Source organism: Nocardioides sp. Z35_8, from assembly GCF_059621125.1.
The window spans coordinates 157793-175893 of record NZ_JCAQIE010000001.1; the positions used below are offsets into that span (position 1 = coordinate 157793).

16 protein-coding genes and 1 tRNA gene are annotated in these 18101 nt (G+C 72.5%); 8 read left to right on the forward strand and 9 right to left on the reverse strand.

Translation table 11 applies throughout. The annotated features are described in order from the left end of the window. Positions 1 to 46: 46 nt before the first annotated feature. The 3 genes from AC54T2_RS00740 to AC54T2_RS00750 form a co-directional block, all read right to left on the reverse strand. A complete protein-coding gene (locus AC54T2_RS00740) occupies positions 47 to 757 on the reverse strand; it encodes a hypothetical protein (protein WP_496665255.1) in 711 nt (236 codons plus the stop codon). A 76-nt stretch (positions 758 to 833) separates the two neighbouring features. Then, complete coding sequence (pth, locus tag AC54T2_RS00745; protein WP_186339061.1) at positions 834 to 1427, reverse strand: aminoacyl-tRNA hydrolase; 594 nt, start codon at positions 1425 to 1427, stop codon at positions 834 to 836. 129 nt (positions 1428 to 1556) lie between these two features. Next, positions 1557 to 2228, reverse strand: a complete 672-nt coding sequence (locus tag AC54T2_RS00750; RefSeq protein ID WP_496665256.1) for a 50S ribosomal protein L25/general stress protein Ctc — start codon at positions 2226 to 2228, stop codon at positions 1557 to 1559. 235 nt (positions 2229 to 2463) lie between these two features. Between AC54T2_RS00750 and pepN the strand changes: the two genes are divergently transcribed. Then, positions 2464 to 4884 carry an aminopeptidase N gene (gene pepN, locus AC54T2_RS00755; protein WP_496665257.1) on the forward strand — a complete coding sequence of 807 codons (2421 nt, stop codon included), beginning with the start codon at positions 2464 to 2466 and terminating at the stop codon, positions 4882 to 4884. A 36-nt stretch (positions 4885 to 4920) separates the two neighbouring features. On the opposite strand, the gene AC54T2_RS00760 is transcribed toward pepN, so the two are convergent. The 3 genes from AC54T2_RS00760 to AC54T2_RS00770 form a co-directional block, all read right to left on the reverse strand. Continuing rightward, entirely contained in the window at positions 4921 to 5892 is a 972-nt protein-coding gene (locus AC54T2_RS00760; RefSeq protein ID WP_489975105.1) for a ribose-phosphate diphosphokinase, read from the reverse strand. A 109-nt stretch (positions 5893 to 6001) separates the two neighbouring features. Next, on the reverse strand, positions 6002 to 7438 hold the full coding sequence (glmU, locus tag AC54T2_RS00765; protein ID WP_496665258.1) for a bifunctional UDP-N-acetylglucosamine diphosphorylase/glucosamine-1-phosphate N-acetyltransferase GlmU: 1437 nt from the start codon (positions 7436 to 7438) through the stop codon (positions 6002 to 6004). 45 nt (positions 7439 to 7483) lie between these two features. Beyond that, entirely contained in the window at positions 7484 to 8884 is a 1401-nt protein-coding gene (locus tag AC54T2_RS00770; protein ID WP_489975107.1) for a glycosyltransferase, read from the reverse strand. A 197-nt stretch (positions 8885 to 9081) separates the two neighbouring features. On the opposite strand from AC54T2_RS00770, the gene AC54T2_RS00775 reads away from it, so the two are divergent. Beyond that, on the forward strand, positions 9082 to 10569 hold the full coding sequence (locus AC54T2_RS00775; RefSeq protein WP_496665259.1) for a DUF4389 domain-containing protein: 1488 nt from the start codon (positions 9082 to 9084) through the stop codon (positions 10567 to 10569). Here AC54T2_RS00775 and AC54T2_RS00780 read toward each other — a convergent pair. Further along, positions 10566 to 11159 carry a uridine kinase family protein gene (locus AC54T2_RS00780; RefSeq protein WP_496665260.1) on the reverse strand — a complete coding sequence of 198 codons (594 nt, stop codon included), beginning with the start codon at positions 11157 to 11159 and terminating at the stop codon, positions 10566 to 10568. The genes AC54T2_RS00775 and AC54T2_RS00780 overlap by 4 nt on opposite strands. 47 nt (positions 11160 to 11206) lie before the next feature. Continuing rightward, positions 11207 to 11285: transfer RNA gene (locus AC54T2_RS00785), tRNA-Gln, on the reverse strand. 172 nt (positions 11286 to 11457) lie between these two features. On the opposite strand from AC54T2_RS00785, the gene AC54T2_RS00790 reads away from it, so the two are divergent. From AC54T2_RS00790 to AC54T2_RS00815, 6 genes are read left to right on the forward strand one after another with little or no spacing between them, the layout of a single operon-like run. Further along, complete coding sequence (locus AC54T2_RS00790) at positions 11458 to 12417, forward strand: ABC transporter ATP-binding protein (RefSeq protein ID WP_241005203.1); 960 nt, start codon at positions 11458 to 11460, stop codon at positions 12415 to 12417. Next, positions 12410 to 13303: an ABC transporter permease gene (locus AC54T2_RS00795; RefSeq protein ID WP_186339069.1), complete on the forward strand. Its 894-nt coding sequence runs from the start codon at positions 12410 to 12412 to the stop codon at positions 13301 to 13303. The genes AC54T2_RS00790 and AC54T2_RS00795 overlap by 8 nt, the downstream gene beginning before the upstream one ends. After that, the gene (locus tag AC54T2_RS00800; RefSeq protein WP_186339070.1) at positions 13300 to 14211 is read left to right on the forward strand and encodes an ABC transporter ATP-binding protein; all 912 of its coding nucleotides are present in this window, start codon (positions 13300 to 13302) and stop codon (positions 14209 to 14211) included. The genes AC54T2_RS00795 and AC54T2_RS00800 overlap by 4 nt, the downstream gene beginning before the upstream one ends. A 13-nt stretch (positions 14212 to 14224) precedes the next feature. Continuing rightward, positions 14225 to 14923: an ABC transporter permease subunit gene (locus AC54T2_RS00805; RefSeq protein WP_489975110.1), complete on the forward strand. Its 699-nt coding sequence runs from the start codon at positions 14225 to 14227 to the stop codon at positions 14921 to 14923. Between the two features lie 37 nt (positions 14924 to 14960). Continuing rightward, entirely contained in the window at positions 14961 to 16082 is a 1122-nt protein-coding gene (locus tag AC54T2_RS00810; RefSeq protein WP_489975111.1) for an ATP-dependent DNA ligase, read from the forward strand. Next, complete coding sequence (locus AC54T2_RS00815; protein WP_496665261.1) at positions 16079 to 16669, forward strand: hypothetical protein; 591 nt, start codon at positions 16079 to 16081, stop codon at positions 16667 to 16669. Before AC54T2_RS00810 ends, AC54T2_RS00815 begins: the two co-directional genes overlap by 4 nt. Before the next feature lie 212 nt (positions 16670 to 16881). On the opposite strand, the gene AC54T2_RS00820 is transcribed toward AC54T2_RS00815, so the two are convergent. Next, positions 16882 to 18024, reverse strand: coding sequence for a sulfotransferase family protein (locus tag AC54T2_RS00820; protein ID WP_496665262.1), 1143 nt, complete (start codon positions 18022 to 18024; stop codon positions 16882 to 16884). Between the last annotated feature and the right edge of the window lie 77 nt (positions 18025 to 18101).

Here is an 18101-nt window from a genome sequence, read left to right on the forward strand (position 1 = left end):
GCCCCGGAGGAGCGCCCACGGGGGCTTTCGCCCATTTTGGGGAGCCCTACCCCGTCGCGTCCGCGAAGCGGATGTCGGCCGAGCGCAGGTCGCGCAGCTGGAGCACCAGGAGGTCGAGCTCGAGCACCGACCAGGTGTCGTCGACCGCCACGCCGGTCGCCGTCGTGCGCAGGGCGCGGTAGAGCAGGTGGGGCTGCTTGCGCAGCTCGGCGTGCAGGGTCCCCTCCAGGACCAGTCGCAGGTAGTCGTGCTGCACGCCCGGGGCCGACCCGTAGCGGTAGGTCGCGTCGACGTCGTTGTCGCCCGCCAGCTCGGCGAAGGTCTGCCAGTCGATCGCCACCAGGTGGTCGACCCGCCGCCCGGTCGACGACTCCACCGCCGCGACCACGGCGCTCGGCCCGTCCACGACCGGCGCGTCCGCGCGGACGGACACCGACTCGACGAGCGCGCTACGGCCGTCGGCGGGCACCTCCACGAGCATCATCGACTCGACGGACTGCTCGCCGGGCAGCCACGTCACGTCCTGCGTGCCGCCCGGGCGGGTGCCGACCAGGAGGATCGTGTCGCCGGCCGCCGGCGCCGGGCGCCCGGACAGCCCGTCGAACGCGCCGTCGATGCGGCCCATCCGGCTGGTGAGGCTGAGGTTGACGCACGCCGCGGCCGCGACGGCGAGCACCACGAGCAGCGCGACCACCGCCGCCGGGCGGCGCAGCCGCGTACGCCGGCCCGCCGGCCGGCCGGTCGGCCCTGGCGCCATCGCACTCCCCCGTCCGTCCCGTCGACGCTAGGCGCTCGCGGGCGCGACCTCATGCCCCAAACGGGGGACGGTGCGGTCAGGAGTTGAAGCGCTGCTGGGTCTTCTCGAGGCCGTCGGTGATCAGCGACTCGACCGCGTCGGCGGCGTCGGAGACCTGGAACGGCAGCTCCTTGCGCTCGACGGTCGAGTAGTTGGACAGCACGAAGTCGGCGACGTCCTGGCGCCCGGGCGGGCGGCCGATCCCGGCCCGCACCCGGTAGAAGTCGCCGGTGCCCAGCGAGGAGCGCATCGACTTCAGCCCGTTGTGGCCGTTGTCGCCGCCACCGAGCTTGACCCGCAGGGTGCCGAAGGCGATGTCGAGCTCGTCGTGGATCGCGATGATGTGGTCGGGGGCGACCTTGTAGAAGGTCGCGAGCGCCTTGACCGGGCCGCCGGACTCGTTCATGTAGCCGCGGCCGCGGGCGAGCACGACCCGCGGGCCGCCGAGCCCGAGGCGGCCCTCGACGACGTCGGCGCGGCCCGTCTTGTGCGCGCGGAACTTCGCGCCCATCCGGGAGGCGAGCTCGTCGGTGACGAGGTAGCCGATGTTGTGGCGGTGCCCGGCATAGGCCGGGCCGGGGTTGCCGAGCCCGACGACCAGCCAGACGTCCGAGGTCGGGGCGTCGCTCACGGTCCCATCCAATCAGTCGAGGCGGCGCATCCTGACGCCGAAATGGCGCCGAGTCGGCGCATCCTGCACGCGACGTGCGTCAGGATGCGCCGACTCGACGGGGTCTGGGCGCGAGGACGCGCCCCTTGGTCACTCGGAGTCGGAGCCCTCGGCGGCGTCGTCGCCGGACGCAGAGTCGTCGTCGGACTGCGGGGCGTCGTGCTCGATGCCGGCGTCGGCCTCGGCCTCCTCCAGCTCGGCCTCGAGGGCCTCGGCGGAGATCTGCTGGGTCACGTTGACGATGAGCAGGTCCTCGTCGGCGAGCAGGGTGGTGCCCGACGGCAGGTCGAGGTCCTTGGCGAGGATCTGGGTGCCGATGGCGGCGCCCTCGACCGAGACCTCGAAGAACTCGGGGATGTGGGTGGCCTCGGCCTCGACGGAGAGCACGGCGTTCTCGTTGACGACCAGGGTGTCGGGGGCGGCGTCGCCGATGACGTGGATCGGGACGTCGACGGTGACCTTCTCGCCGCGGCGCACGGCCACGAAGTCGACGTGCTCGATGACGCGGCGGATCGGGTCGATCTGGACGTCCTTGGTCAGGGCGAGCTGCTCGGAGCCGTCGACCTCGAGGGCCAGCAGCGCGTTGGCGCCACCGTGCTTGAGAGCCATCATCGTCTGGTGGCCGGGCAGGATGACGTGGATCGGGTCGTTGCCGTGGCCGTAGATGACGGCGGGGATCTTGTCCTCGCGGCGGATGCGGCGGGCGGCGCCCTTGCCGAACTCGGTGCGCGCCTCGGCGGCGATCTTCTCGGGGGCAGACATGGTGTTCTCCGTACGTCGTGGGCTGGTCGTGCGAGTGCGTGGTCGGTGGGCCTCGGGGCCGGAGACGACGAACGCCGCGCTCCGGATCGGAGGCGCGGCGCAAGGGACCGGCCCAGTCGATCACGGAGTCCGGGTCGTGCGGGCTCCCTCGCCGAGGCAACCCCAGAACTCTAGACCCCGGCCCGCGGCCGGGTCGAATCGCGGTCGCCTCCGGCGGGCTCACTAGGGTGGCCCGGTGCCCCTTCTGCTCCCCGAGGCGCGCGAGCGCGCCGTGCTGCTGACCGACGTCCACACCGAGGTCCACCTCGACCTGACCTCCACCGAGGACTTCGGCGTCGAGGCGACGATCTCGTTCGGCTGCACCCAGCCCGGGGCGTCGACGTTCCTCGAGCTCAACGGCGCCACGGCGGTGACGCTCGACGGGTCCCCCGCGCCGTACGCCGACGGGCGGATCGCGCTGACCGACCTCGCCGCGACCAACACCGTGCGGGTCACCGCGCGGATGCCCTACGTCACCGACGGCGACGGCATGACCGTGACCGTCGACCCGGCCGACGGCGAGCGCTACGTCTGCGCGCACACCTCGATGGACATCGCCCAGAAGGTCGTGCCCTGCTTCGACCAGCCCGACATCAAGTCGACCTTCACGGTGGGCGTCACGGCGCCGTCGCACTGGACGGTGCTGGCCAACGGCCCGCTGGAGGACCGCGCGAGCGGCGAGGGCGCCGACACCTGGCGCTTCGGCACCACGCCGCCGTTCTCCTCCTACCTCTTCACCCTCGTCGGCGGACCGTGGGTCTCGGTCACGTGGGACGAGCCCTACGCCCCGGCGCCGGGCGGGACGCTGCCGTTCGGCTGGCACGCCCGGGCCTCGCAGGAGCGCGAGCTGCGCCGCGACGCCGACGAGCTGCGTCGCATCACCAGCGCGTGCTTCCAGCACTACACGACGATCTTCGAGCCCGACTACCCCTACGCCGACTACCAGCAGGTCTTCGCCCCCGGGCTCAACTGGGGCGCGATGGAGTTCCCCGGCTGCGTGGTCTTCCGCGACCAGGCGCTCACCCAGGGCACGCCCACCGAGCTCGAGCGCCAGTGGCTGGCCTCGACGATCGCCCACGAGATGGCCCACATGTGGTTCGGCGACCTGGTGACGATGCGGTGGTGGGAGGACTCGTGGCTCAACGAGTCGTTCGCCGACTTCATGGGCTACGACGTCGCGGGCGTGGCGGCGGGCTACACCGACGCCTGGACGTCGGCCGCGATCACCCGCAAGCCGGCCGGCTACCGCGCCGACCGGCGGCGCTCGACGCACCCGATCGCCGAGGACACCGACAAGATCGTCGACGTCGACACGGCCTTCGCCAACTTCGACATGATCACCTACGCCAAGGGCAACTCGGCGCTCGCCCAGCTCGGCCACTGGCTCGGCGAGGAGGACTTCCTCGCCGGCGTCAACCGCCACCTCACCGCGCACGCCTTCGACAACGCCGACCTGGCCGACTTTCTCGACTCGCTCGACGCGGCCACCGACAAGGACGTCCGGGCGTGGGCGGCGGCCTGGCTGCGCACCACCGGCTTCGACACCCTGCGGGTGAGCCGCGACGACGAGGGCGTGCCGGTCCTGACCCGCGCGGGCTCGCGACCGCACCGCCTCACCGTCTCGGCGTACGACGACGCGATGCGGCTCGTGGACTCCCGCGACGTGCACCTCGGGGCCGGGCCGGTGCGGCTCGAGGAGTTCGCCGGGCGGGTCGTCGTGCCCAACTCCGGCGACGAGACCTTCGCGGTCGTCCGGCCCGACGAGCAGTCCTGGGCCGCGATCACCGCCGGGCTGTCGTCGGTCGAGTCGCAGCTGACCCGCGCGGTGCTGTGGTGGACCGCGGTCGACCTGTGCGAGTCGCAGGTCATCGGCGTCGGCGAGCTGCTCGGGCTGGCCGAGCGGCACCTGCGTCCGGAGCGGCACCCCCTCGTCTTCGAGGGCGTGATGCGCGCGCTCCAGTCGGTCGTGCGCCGCTACGCCGAGCCGGGCGAGGTGGCCGGCCACCTGGCGGTGGTCGCCGACATCGCCCGCGGTGCGGTCGACGGCGCCGACCCGTCGCTCGCCCCGGGTGCGTCGCGGGTGCTGGCCCGGCTCAGCGCCGACCGCGACCTGCTCGTCGCGTGGCTGGGCCGCGACGGCGTCGACCCCACCGTGCGGTGGGCGGCGGTCCAGCGCCTCGCCGAGCTGGGCGACGACTCGTGGATCGCCCCGGAGGAGCAGCGCGACAGGTCGGTCGCCGGCCACCACGCCGCCCTCACCGCCCGAGCCGCCGTGCCGACGCCGGAGGCCAAGGCCGCCGCCTGGGCGCAGCTGATGGGGGGCGAGCTGGGCAGCCACGAGTTCGACGCCGTCGGCGCCGGGTTCTGGGGCTGGGAGCAGGCCGACCTCGTGCGTCCCTACCTCGCTCGCTACGTCTCCGACGGCCTGGCGCTGGCCCGGCGCTCGGGCCAGGCGATGGGCGACGTCATCGGCGACGCGTTCCCGCTCCTGCCGCTGTCCCTCGACGTACGTCGCGAGCTGCGCGCCGCGGTCGCCGTCGCCCTCGAGGGCGACGTGCCGACGGTGCTCGCGCGGTCGTGGAACGACGCGCTCGACGACCTCGACCGGACGCTCTGAGCGACCCGGCCGCGCGGTGGTCCGCCGCGCGGTCGGTCAGGCGTGGCCGTCGAACATCGACGTGACCGACCCGTCCTCGAACACCTCGCGGATGGCGCGGGCGATGAGCGGGGCGATCGAGAGCGTGGTCAGCTTGTCGAACTGCTTCTCGGACGGGATGGGGAGGGTGTCGGTGACCACGATCTCCATCGCCGAGCAGTTCTTGAGCCGGTCGACCGCCGGGTCGGAGAGGATCGGGTGGGTCGCGGCGATGACCACGCCGGCGGCGCCCTCGGCCATGCACGCCTCGGCGGCCTTCACGATCGTGCCGCCGGTGTCGATCATGTCGTCGGTCAGGACGCAGATCTTGTCCTTGACCTCGCCGACGACGCGGTTGGCGACGACCTCGTTGGCGACGTCGATGCGGCGCGACTTGTGGATGAACGCCAGCGGCGCCCCGCCCAGGCGCGCCGACCATCGCTCGGCGACCTTGATCCGGCCGGCGTCCGGGGAGACCACGGCGAGCTGCTGGTCGCCGTACTTCTCCTTGACGTAGTCGGTGAGGATCGGCAGCGCCATCAGGTGGTCGACGGGGCCGTCGAAGAAGCCCTGGATCTGGTCGGCGTGCAGGTCGACGGTGATCAGCCGGTCGGCGCCGGCGGTCTTGAACAGGTCGGCGACCAGTCGCGCCGAGATCGGCTCACGGCCGCGGTGCTTCTTGTCCTGACGGGCATAGCCGTAGAAGGGCATCACCACGGTGATCCGCTTGGCCGAGGCGCGCTTGAGCGCGTCGACCATGATCAGGTGCTCCATGATCCACTCGTTGATCGGAGCGGTGTGGCTCTGGATCACGAAGGCGTGGCACCCCCGCACGGACTCCTCGTAGCGCACGTAGAGCTCGCCGTTGGCGAACTCGTAGGCACTCTGCGGGACGAGCCCGGTCTCGAGGAGGTCGGCGACCTCGTGTGCGAGGTCGGGGTGCGCCCGGCCGCTGAAGACCATGAGGTTCTTCTCGGTGGTCCGCTTCATTCCGGTCACGCGACGCGACTCCTCGCTGTCCTGGTCGGCCTCGGGGGAAGGCTCGTTCGGAGGTGCTGGTCAAGTCTGACCCACATCCGTCCCACCACCAACCCCGGGGTCACTCCTCGGGCTGCTCGAGCCGCTCGCGAGCGGTGCGGGCGGCCTCGGCCTGGGCCGTGCCCGCGCGCTTGGCCTCGGCCCAGCCCTCGAGATTGCGCTGCTGGCCGCTGCTGATCGCCAGCGCCCCCGGCGGCACGTCGTTGCGTACGACCGCGCCGCCCGCGGTGCCCGCGCCGTCGCCGACCTCGACCGGCGCGACGAAGGTGTTGTTGGAGCCGGTCCGGGCGTGGCGGCCGATGACCGTGCGGTGCTTGGCCACACCGTCGTAGTTGGCGAAGATCGTGCCGGCCCCGATGTTGGTCCCCTCGCCGATCTCGGCGTCGCCGACGTAGGACAGGTGCGGCACCTTGGCCCCGTCGCCGATGGAGGCGTTCTTGGCCTCCACGAACGCGCCGATCTTGCCGCCGATCCCGAGCCGCGTGCCGGGTCGCAGGTAGGCGAACGGACCGACCGTGGCGCGGTCCTCGACGATCGCGAGCTCGCCGTGGGCGCGTACGACGCGCGCCCCGGCGCCGATCTCGCAGTCCTTGAGCGTCGTGTCGGGGCCGACCACCGCGTCCTCGCGGACCACCGTCGCGCCGAGGAGCTGGGTGCCGGGCAGGATCGTGACGTCCGGCTCGATCACCACGTCGGCCTCGATCCACGTCGTCGCGGGGTCCATGACACTGACGCCCTCCTTCATCCAGCGGGTGACGATGCGACGGTTGAGCTCGCGGCCGAGGTCGGCCAGCTGGGCGCGGTCGTTGGCGCCCGCGGTCTGCGCGACGTCGGCGATGAGGTGGGCGCCGACGGTGAGCCCGTCCTCGCGCGCGATGGCCACAGCGTCGGTGAGGTAGTACTCGCCCTTGGCGTTGTCGTTGGTGATCCGCTCCAGCGCCGACAGCAGGAACTCCGCGTCGAACGCCAGGATCCCGGAGCTGACCTCGTGGATCTCGCGCTGCTCGGGCGTCGCGTCCTTCTCCTCCACGATCGCCTCGACGTCGCCCTCGTCGTTGCGCACGATGCGTCCGTAGCCGAAGGGATCGGCGACCAGGCCGCTCAGGATGCTGACCGCGCGCTGGGCGGCGTGATGCTCCTCGGCGAACGCCCGGAGCGTGTCACCCTCCAGCAGCGGGGTGTCGCCGGCCGCGACGATGACCGTGCCCGAGGTGGTGCCGAGCGCGTCCATCGCGACCCGGACGGCGTGCCCGGTGCCCTCCTGCGTCTCCTGCACGGCCAGCACCGCCGAGGGCAGCAGCGCGGTGATGTGCGGCCCGACCTGCTCACGCTGGTGGCCGACGACCGCGACGACCTCGGTCGGCTCCACCGCCTGCACCGCGTGCAGGACGTGGCCGATCATCGAGCGGCCTCCGATCGGGTGCAGCACCTTCATGGTCTTCGACTTCATGCGGGTGCCGCCGCCGGCGGCGAGGACGATGACGGTGAGGTTGTCCATGCCCGCAGTCTGTCACCGCTCGCGGCCACCCCGGGAAACCGCCGCCTACGCCTCGCCCGCCTCGAGCAGCTCCCCGAACAGCTCGGCGTACTGGATGAGGTGGCGGTCGGCCAGGTAGTGGTCGCGCACCCGCAGGTGGGCAGCACGCCCCATCCGCTCGCACCGTTCGGGGTCGGCGAGCAGCGAGGCCAGGGCGCCGACCAGCGCCTCGCCGTCTCGCGGGTCGTCGAGCAGCAGGCCGCACACGCCGTCCTCCACCTGGTCGCGGATGCCGCCGACCGCGGACGCCACCACGGGCCGGCCCTTCCACATCGGCTCGGTGACGGTCAGGCCGAACCCCTCGGCGAGGCTCTTCTGGATCCCCACGGTCGCCCACCGCTGCAGCGCGTTGATGGTGCGCGCGTTCTCGTCGAGGTCGTCCATCGGCACCGAGAGGAGATGGCTGCGCTCACGCGCCGCCGCCGGCAGCGATTGCCACTGCTCGCGGCACGCGGCGAGCACCTCGACCGCCTCCGGGTCGTCGGCCACGCCGGTCGTCTCCGGTCCGGCGAGCACGAGGTGCACGTCGGACGGGAGCGCGTCGAGGTGCCGGGAGAAGGCGTCCAGCACGCCGCCCATGTCCTTGAGCCGGTCCCATCGGCTGACCTGGAGCACGACCCGCGCGTCGCGGGACGGCACCGGCCCACCCTCGACCACCATCTCCTCGCGGTGCACCAGCGCGTCGATCTCCTCAGCGCCGAGGCCGACGTTCTTGGGGCTGAACGGGTCGAGCGACGGCGGGATGATGCGCATCCAGCGCCGGTCGACCCAGTCGGGGGCGAACTGCTCGCGCGAGAAGACGCAGGCGTGCGCCGGCTCGACGAGGTCACGCAGGAAGGCCCACGCCTCGCGGGTCCACTGGTCGTGCTCGTCGACCCCGACGTGGCAGCGCCAGACGACCCAGACGCCCCTCCGGCGCAGCACCTGCGCGAGCCCGGCGGTCTGCGGGTCGTGGAGCAGCACCACGTCGCCCGGTTGCACCAGGTCGAGCACCTGCTGCTCCTGCGCGGCAAGCGTCGCGTCGTACGTCGCCCGCGCGGCGGCGTCGAGCGCGCCCCCGTCACCGGGCGAGCCGTGCAGCCGGTTGTGCAGGCGCTTGGTGACGGCGAAGAACTCCGGACCGCCACCCACGGTGAGCCACCGCACGGTGAGCCCGGCGCCGGCGGCGTACGCCACCAGCCCGTGCAGCATCTCCGCCACGCCCCCGCCGCGCGCCGTCGAGTTGATGTTCCACACGGTGCGACCGCCGAGCAGGCGGCGCACCGCGGCGACGTGGCGCCCGAGCTCGCCCACGCGCTCGGGCGCGAGCAGCGGGGTCAGCCGATCGAGCGGGACGGGGGCGACCCGGACCTCGACGACGCGGGCGGTCGAGGGCTCGGGCGGGCGGGGCATCGGGGCGTGGCTCATCACAGGCCTCCTCAGGTCTCGCCTCGAGTGTGGGTCAGGGCGCGCCTTCCCGGAAGGGTCCCGGGTCCCGGGTCGCCCACGGCACGGGCCGTCCGACCCTGCCACCGCCCGCCACGCAGCGAGACCGTGGGGGCCGACCTGCGGCCAGTCGGGCCACCGCCCGTGTCCCCGGAACCCCGCAACGGCAGGAGACCGCCATGACCACCTCGCCGGAGCAGGGCGACCCTCCCGTCCCGACCTCTCCCGTGCCGTCCTATCCCGTCCACTCCTATCCCGTCCACGTCGACGCCGACCTCGACCCCGGGCTCAGCCGTGGCCTGTGGCTCGTCAAGTGGCTGCTCGCGATCCCCCACCTCATCGTGCTGGCGTTCTTGTGGATCGCGTTCGGGGTGCTGAGCGTCGTCGCGTTCTTCGCCATCCTCATCACCGGCCGCTACCCGCGCTCCGTCTTCGACCTCAACGTCGGGATCATGCGCTGGAACTGGCGGGTGGGCTACTACGCGACCAGCGTCCTGGGCACCGACCGCTACCCGCCGTTCCGGCTGGCAGACGTGCCCGACTACCCCGCGCACCTCGAGATCGACTACCCCGAGCGGCTCTCACGCGGACTCGTGCTCGTGAAGTGGCTGCTCGCGTTCCCCCACTATCTCGTCGTGGGCATCTTCACCGGTGCCACGGGCTACGCCGTGGCCGGCGTCGACGACTCCTCCGACGCGGTCTGGGCCGGCCTCGGCCTGATCGCCACGCTCGTGCTGATCGCCGCCGTCGCCCTGCTCTTCACCGGGCGCTACCCGCCGTCGATCTTCGACCTGGTCGTCGGCCTCAACAGGTGGGTCATGCGGGTGTCGGCCTACACGTCGCTGATGACCGACCAGTACCCGCCCTTCCGGCTCGACATGGGCGGCCACGAGAGCACCGTGGCCGGTGCACCGGACGCGTTTGATGGCGTGGGCGCCTCGATCGATCCGGCCCCGGCGCACGTCTCGCGACCGTCGTCCACGACGCCGTCGCGCTGGACGGTCGCCAAGGTCCTCTCCGTCGTGGTCGGCTCGTTCCTGGTCCTGATGAGCCTCATGCTCGCGGCCGGCGCGTTGATCGTGGCCGCCGTCGGGCTGGCCGAGGACGACGGCTTCCTCACCAGTCCGCGCATCGACGTGGACAGCGCCACCCACGCCGTCATCTCCCCGGGCGCCCGCCTCGACCTGGGAGACGTGGCGTCAGACCTGCCTGACGGGGTGGTCGGCGACGTTCGCGTCAGTGCTGAATCGGTCTCCGGCACGCCGCTGTTCGTCGGTGTCGCCCCGACGGCCGACGTGCGGCGCTACCTCTCGGGGGTGGAGCACGCCACGCTCGAGGACGTCCACGACGACCACGCCGAGCTCAGGACCACGCGCGGCGACGCCCCCGCCTCGCCTCCGGCCCAGGAAACCTTCTGGGCGGCGAAAGCGAGCGGCGCCGATGCGACGCTCACCTGGGAGCTCGCCGGCGGCGACTGGACCGTCGTGGTGATGAACGAGGACGGCTCGGCCGGTGTGTCGGCCCGGGTGGCCACCGGCGTCAAGGTCTCCGGCCTCGACGAATCGGCGGCAGTGGTGCTCGTGCTCGCCGGGCTGGTCCTGCTGGTCGGGATCGTGCTCGTCGCCATCGGCGTCCTCACCGCGAGGCCGCGGCGCCACAGGACCTAGGGGCCAGCCGCGGCGATCACCACGTCCGCGCGCTCCGCCGGCCGCTCCACCCGCTCGTAGGCGTGCCCCTCCGGGATCCACTTCGTGTCCCAGAGGTCGAGCTCGTCGCGGCCGTCGCCCTGCGCGGCGTTGCGCACCTTCGCGCGGGCGCCGGCGGTGGCGGGGTCGAGGTCGATCCAGACGGCCAGGTCGAACCAGTCGCGCGTGCGGTCGCCGAACAGCCGGATGCCCTCCACGAGCAGGACGGCCGGCATCGGCTCGTCCACGACGCCCGTCTCCCCCGACGACCAGCGGTAGTCGAACCTCAGCCGCTCGCGGCCCCGCCGTGCGTCGTGCACGACCGACTCGACCAGCGCCCAGTCGTGCTGCTCCCACATCCCGGCGTCGCGGCCGCACGTGGCCGCCTTGCACCAGTCGGTCGCCACCACCTGCGCCTCCCGCAGACCGAGGTCGGCGGCCAGCCGGAGCGCCAAGGTCGACTTGCCCGCACCGCCGTGACCGCTGATGCCGACGACCGGGATCCGGCCGGTGGCGGGCACCAGACGGCGCACCCAGGCCAGCAGGTCGTCGTACGTCGTCGCGGTGGGCATCACCGCGACCCTGCCGGGGTGCCGGGCCGCGGCGCCAGCGAGTTTCGCTCCCCGGGTAGGAGTCGAACCTACGTCGCTAGTCCTGATTCAAAGTCAGGCGGGCCCTGCCGGCAGACCAACCGGGGATAGGCGCCCAAGCCTAGGGCCCGCCTCGGGCGGGACTGCCGAGACCCGGCAGACCAACCGGGGATAGGCGCCCAAGCCTAGGGCCCGCCTCGGGCGGTCTTCACGAGACCTCCACGCCGATCCCGGCCCGTCCGGGTGCGGCGTGGGGTCCCGGCCCGCTAGCGTGGCCGTCGTGACGGGGGAGATTCTCAGACGCCCGCCGGTCATCTCGACCGCGGGCCTCACCAAGCACTACGGGACGGTGCATGCGCTGACCGACCTCACCGTCGACGTCGGCGAGGGCGTGACCGGGCTGGTCGGCGCCAACGGCGCCGGCAAGTCGACGCTCATCAAGATCCTGCTCGGCCTGCTCGAGCCGACGGGCGGCCACGCCCACGTGCTCGGCCACGACATCGAGCAGGACAGCCAGGAGATCAGGCGGCTCGTGGGCTACATGCCCGAGCACGACTGCCTGCCGCCCGACGTGAGCGCCAGCGACTTCGTCGTACACATGGCGAGGATGTCGGGACTGGGCGCCTCCGCGGCCCGCGAGCGGTCGGCCGACGTGCTGCGCCACGTGGGCCTCGACGAGGAGCGCTACCGGCCCATGGGCGGCTACTCCACGGGCATGAAGCAGCGCGCCAAGCTCGCCCAGGCACTGGCCCACGACCCGCGGCTGGTCTTCCTCGACGAGCCCACCAACGGCCTCGACCCGGCGGCACGCACCGACATGCTGCGCCTGGTGCGGCGCATCGGCAACGACTTCGGCATCGCCGTCCTCGTCACATCCCACCTGCTCGGCGAGCTCGAGCAGGTCAGCGACCACGTCATCGTCCTCGACGGCGGCCACCTGCTGCGCAGCAGCGCCACCGGTGAGTTCCTGGAGCGCACCGGGAGCCTGCTGGTCGAGGTGGTCGGCACCGAGAGCGAGCGCGACCGGCTCGGTGAGGCCCTCGCCCAGCGCGGGCTCACCTGCCGCCCGCGCGGCACGATGGTCGCGGTCGACCCGCCCCCGCCGGAGCTCGCCGAGGGCACGGCCGTCCACGACCTGGTCCGCGACGTCGCCGCCGACCTCGGCCTGGGCCTGATGCGGCTCCAGCCCGACCGGCACCACCTCGAGGACGTCTTCCTCGAAGGAGGCACCCGTGTCTGAGCCCTCCGGCCCGGGACGCTCCGGCGTCATCCACGACCTCGGCTACCGCCACTACGAGGGCGTGCGCGAGGGCACCCCCGCCATCGCGCGCACCCTCTTCGCCACCGGACTGCGCCACGCCTACGGGCTCGGCCGGTCGGGCAAGTCCAAGGTGATGCCGTTCCTGTTGCTGGCGATGTCGCTGCTGCCGGCCACGATCGTGGTCGGCGTGGTGGTCCTCACCGGCCTGGGCGACCTTCCGGTGTCCTACGCCGACTACACCAACCAGACGCAGCTGCTGGTGAGCCTGTTCGCCGCCTCCCAGGCGCCGGTGCTGTTCTCCCGCGACCTGCGCCACCGCTCGATCGTGCTCTACCTCGCCCGCCCGCTCCCCGCGGCGGTCTTCGCGCTGGTGCGGTGGCTCTCCCTGACCGTCGCCGTCCTGCTCTTCACCGCGATCCCCACCGTCGTGCTCTACGCCGGCGCGATGCTCGCCGGGCTCGACAAGAGCGACCAGACGACGGCGCTCCTCAAGGCGCTCGTGCTCCAGGTCCTGCTGGCGATGATGATCGCCGGGGTCAGCGGCCTGATCTCGTCGATCTCCCTGCGCCGCGGCTTCGCCGTCGTCGGCTCGGTGATGGCGCTGATCGTGCTGACCGGCATCGTGACGGTGATGCAGAACATCGCCTACTACGAGGGCGACAGCGAGGCGGCCTCGGTCGGCGTCGGGCTGGTCTCCCCGTGGTCGCTGGTCAACGGCCTGGCCAACGCGTGGGACGCCGGCGTCGAGACGCCGGTCGACGTCACCGGCGCCTGGGTCCCGGCGTACGCCATCGTGGCCGTGCTGCTCGTCGCCGCCTGCCTGCTCGGGCTGGTCGCGCGCTTCCGGAAGGTGGGCTCGCGATGAGCACCCTGGTCCTCGAGTCGGCCTCGCGCTGGTTCGGCAACGTGGTCGCGGTCAACGACGTGTCGCTGTCCATCGGCCCCGGCGTGACGGGCCTGCTCGGCCCCAACGGTGCCGGCAAGACCACGCTGATGGCGATGATGTCGGGCTTCCTCGCCCCGTCTGCGGGCCGCGTCACCCTCGACGGCCGGCCGGTGTGGCGCAACACCGAGACCTACCGGCACATCGGCCTGGTCCCCGAGCGCGAGCTCAGCTTCGGCTACCTCACCGGACGCCAGTTCGTCCGGGCCAACGCCGACCTCCACCGGATCCCCGACCCGGGCGGCGCCACCGAGCGCATCCTCGAGGTCGTCGACATGGTCGAGCCGGCGAGCCGGCGCCTCGACACCTACTCCAAGGGCATGCGGCAGCGCATCAAGATCGCCGCGGCGCTCGTCCACGACCCGGCCGTGCTGCTGCTCGACGAGCCGTTCAACGGCGTCGACCCGCGGCAGCGGATGCACCTCATGGAGCTGCTGCGTCGCCTCGGCGACGAGGGCCGCACCGTCCTCTTCAGCTCGCACATCCTCGAGGAGGTCGAGCGGCTCGCCCGGCACATCGAGGTCGTCGTCTCCGGCCGGCACGCCGCATCCGGCGACTTCGGCGCGATCCGCCGGCTGATGGTCGACCGGCCGGTGCGCTACGCCGTCCAGTCGAGCGACAACCGCACCCTCGCCGCCGCGCTGATGGCGCAGGAGTCGGTGCGCGCGGTGCGCCTCGGCGACGACCACCTCGACGTCCAGGTCGACGACCTGGGCAGCTTCGCGGTGGAGCTGCCCGGCCTGGCCCGGCAGCACGACGTGACCCTGTTCGAGCTCTCCCCCAGCGACGAGTCGCTGGAGAGCGTCTTCGCCTACCTGGTGGCCCGATGATCAAGGACCCCTCATGAACGGGACGATTGCCAAGCTCGCGCTGCAGGCGCTGCTGGGGCGCCGCCGCTTCTACCTCCTGCTCGCGTTCCCGATCCTGCTGATCGGGCTCGTCGTGCTGGTGACCGCACTCGTCGACGGCGACGCCGCCTACCAGATCCTGCCCAACCTCGGCTACCCGCTCGTGCTGCCCCTCGTCGCGATCCTGGCCTCCTCCTCGGTGCTCGGCCCGGAGGTCGACGACGGCTCGATCGTCTACCTCCTCGCCAAGCCGGTGAACCGTCACGGCGTCGCGTTCAGCAAGTGGATCGTCGCGCTCGGCGCCACCTTGACGGCCGGGGCGCTGCCGATCCTGGTCGCCGCGCTCATCACCGGCGACAGCACCCGGGCGCTCGCGCTGTTCGTCGCTGCGGCCGTCGCCGGGACGGCGTACTCCGCGCTCTTCCTCGCGATCTCCGCGGTGACCCGGCACGCCGTCATCGCGTCGCTGATGTTCGTGCTGATCTGGGAGAGCCTGCTGGGCAACCTGTTCAGCGGCATCGCCTGGCTCAGCATCGGCCAGTGGGGCCTGCGCATCGGGCACGAGATCTCCTCCGAGCTGCCCGACCCGGCCAACCTGCCCTACGCGATCATCGCCAGCGTGGTGGTGACCGCCGCCGGCGTGTGGTTCGCCGGCGACCGCCTCCGCTCGTTCTCCATCAGCGGCGACGAGTAGCCGCCGCGGCCGGGCGGCGTCCCACTAGGCTCGCTGTGTGGACCTCCCCGTGATGCCGCCGGTGCAGCCGATGCTCGCCAAGAGCGTGAGCGGCGTGCCCGACCCGGCGAAGCACGGCGGCCTGAGCTTCGAGCCCAAGTGGGACGGATTCCGCTGCCTGGTCTTCAAGGACCGCGACGAGGTCGAGCTCGCCAGCCGCAACACCAAGCCGCTCACGCGCTACTTCCCCGAGCTCGTGGAAGCCGTGCGCCGTCAGCTGCCCGAGCGCGTCGTGCTCGACGGCGAGATCTTCGTCGGACTCGAGGGCGCCGGCGGCTGGCGGTTGGAGTTCGAGGCCCTGCAGGAGCGCATCCACCCCGCCGCGAGCCGGGTCGACAAGCTCGCCGTCGAGACGCCCGCCGGCTTCGTCGCCTTCGACCTGCTCGCGCTCGGCGACGAGTCGTACGTGCATCGGCCGTTCGCCGAGCGCCGCGCCGCCCTCGTGGAGGCGCTCGGCGACCTCGACGGCACCGGGCCGTGCTTCCTCACCCGCACCACCGAGGACCCCGGCGAGGCCGAGCGGTGGTTCGAGGAGTTCGAGGGCGCGGGGCTCGACGGCGTGGTCGCCAAGCCGCTCGGGGCGGCGTACGAGCCCAACAAGCGCACCATGCTCAAGATCAAGCACGAGCGCACCGCCGACGTCGTCCTCGCCGGCTACCGCGAGCACAAGACGTCCACGCCGGAGCAGCCGCTGATCGGGTCGCTGCTGCTCGGCCTCCACGACGACGCCGGCGAGCTGCAGCACATCGGCGTCTCGGCCAGCTTCACCGCCGCTCGGCGCGCCGAGCTGTGGCACGAGCTCCAGCCGCTCGTGTGCGACATCGCCGAGCACCCGTGGGGCCGGTGGAACGAGTTCCTCACCGCCAACCCCGACCGCGTCCCCGGCACCCAGAGCCGGTGGAGCGCCGGCAAGGACCTCGGCTTCACCGCCCTGCGACCCGAGCGGGTGCTGGAGGTGAAGTACGACCACATGGAGGGCCGCCGCTTCCGCCACACCGCCCACTTCGTGAGGTGGCGACCCGACCGCGACCCCCAGAGCTGCGACTACTCCCAGCTCGAGGAGCCCGCCGGCTACGACCTCACTAGGATCCTCAGCACCCGACCCGGAGGCGAGTCATGACCGAGCACACCGACCACCCCACCACCGACGACTCGATCCACGACGGCAGGGGCAGCTACGACGTCGTGCTCCTCGTCGAGCAGGCGATCACGCCGGGCGACGCGAAGCGCGTGCGGTCGCTCCACGCCGAGATCGAGGACCCCGTCGTCTACCACGTGCTGCTGCCGCTCGAGGACGCCGCGGCGCGCATCGAGGCCTCGCTGGGCACGCTCGGCGCGGGCGACCTGATGGCCGCGCCGGCCCTGGCGATGAACGACGTCGACATCGAGGCGCTGCGCCGCGAGTGCGAGGAGCAGTCGTCCTCCGACCTCCAGCAGACCCTCGTGGCGCTGCGCGACGCCGGCGGCACCGCCCACGGCAAGATCACCTCCGAGCCGCCGGTCGACGCGCTCGCCGCGCTGGTCCGCTCCGTCGACGCGCGGGAGGCCATCATCTTGACCCGCCCCCACGTGGTGGCCGAGTTCTTCCACGTCGACTGGACCTCCCGCGCCCGCCGCAAGCTCGGCGTACCCGTCCTCCACCTCATCGAGTACGAGAACTTCGACGAGCAGTCCTCCGGCTCCGGCGAGGGCGTCAGCGGCCTCTAGCCGAGTCGGCGCATCCTGACCCCCGAACAACGTCGAGTCGGCGCATCCTGACACCCGAACAGCGACGAGTCGGCGCATCCTGACGAGACGCCCGTCAGGACAGGCCGACTCGACGGCTTCCCGTTGTCAGAACGCGCCGCCTCGACCTCCAACCGTTGTCAGAACGCGCCGCCTCGACCTCCAACCGCTGTCAGAACGCGCCGCCTCGACCTTCAGCGGCGGGTGACGCGGCGTACGACGGCGCGGCGCAGGATGGCGGCCGCCTCGCGGCCGCCGACGACTGCCTGCTGGCCGCGGCGGGCCTGCTCGAGGTCGCGTCGCAGCTGCTGCACGGTGGCCCGCTGGGCCTCGCGCGCCTGGCGCGCGGCGAGCGTCGACTCGGCCTTGGTGTGGTCGAACGTGAGTGCGACGGCGTCGGCGTAGCGGGCGTTGTAGTCGGCGTGGATCGTGTCGAGCGCGGCCAGCGTGTCGGGGTCGTGCGGGGTGGTGGTGAGCACGCCGAGCAGCTGCCAGACCTCCTCGGCCATGTCGCGCAGCCAGTCGGGGGTGCGCACGTCGTCCCAGGTGAGCTGCGACTTGCGCATCGACGGCTCGATGAAGTCGTCGACCGGGTGGTGCTCGCGCTCGGAGGCGGGCGCCGACAGGTCGGTGTCGAAGGCGAGCTCGAGCTGCTGCTGCGCCGGTGCGAGCGCCGCGCGCCAGTCGGCCAGCAGGTCGACGTACTTCACGAACGCCCGCTTGGAGCCGCGGCCGGCCTGCTCGGTGAGCAGCGCGGCGTGCACCCACCCGGCGACGTTGGACGTCTCCTTGGTCAGCCGCAGCTCGTCGGGCTGGCTGGAGAGGTAGGCGATGTCGCGCGAGCCGACCACCTCGGCCGGGTGCCGCAGCGCGGTGAGCCAGCGCAGGTCGGCGCCGAGCTCGGCGCTGACGACCTCCCACACCTGCGCGAACCAGAACGCGTGGGGGTCCTTCACCACGACCTGGTCGCCGGGCTGGCGCTCGGCGAGCTGGCCGGCGAGCCACTCGTGCAGCTCGCCGGTCGGGACGCCGGTCTCGACGTAGCGGGCGACGATGTCGACGGCCGCGGGGCGGCTGTCGATGTTGAAGAGCGCGAGCTCCTTGAGGTGCCGCTTGTGGAAGTCGATGACCCACTGCGGCTCGTAGAACCCGCGCGGGTTGGTCTCGGACGCCTCCACCTCGGGCTGCGGCACGTGGAGGCCCAGCCGCTTCAGCGTGCCGGCGAGCGAGCTCGTGCCGCTGCGACCGGACCCGGAGACCAGCACCAGCGGGGTGCCCGGCTGCGTGTCGGGCTGCGCGTGCGAGAGGGCGTCCGGCTGGACAGGGGACGTCGGCATGGCGTCACCCTATCGGCCGGACGCACGCTCCCTGCCCGCCCACCGGGGCGGCCTCTAGGATCGTCGCGACCCTCCGC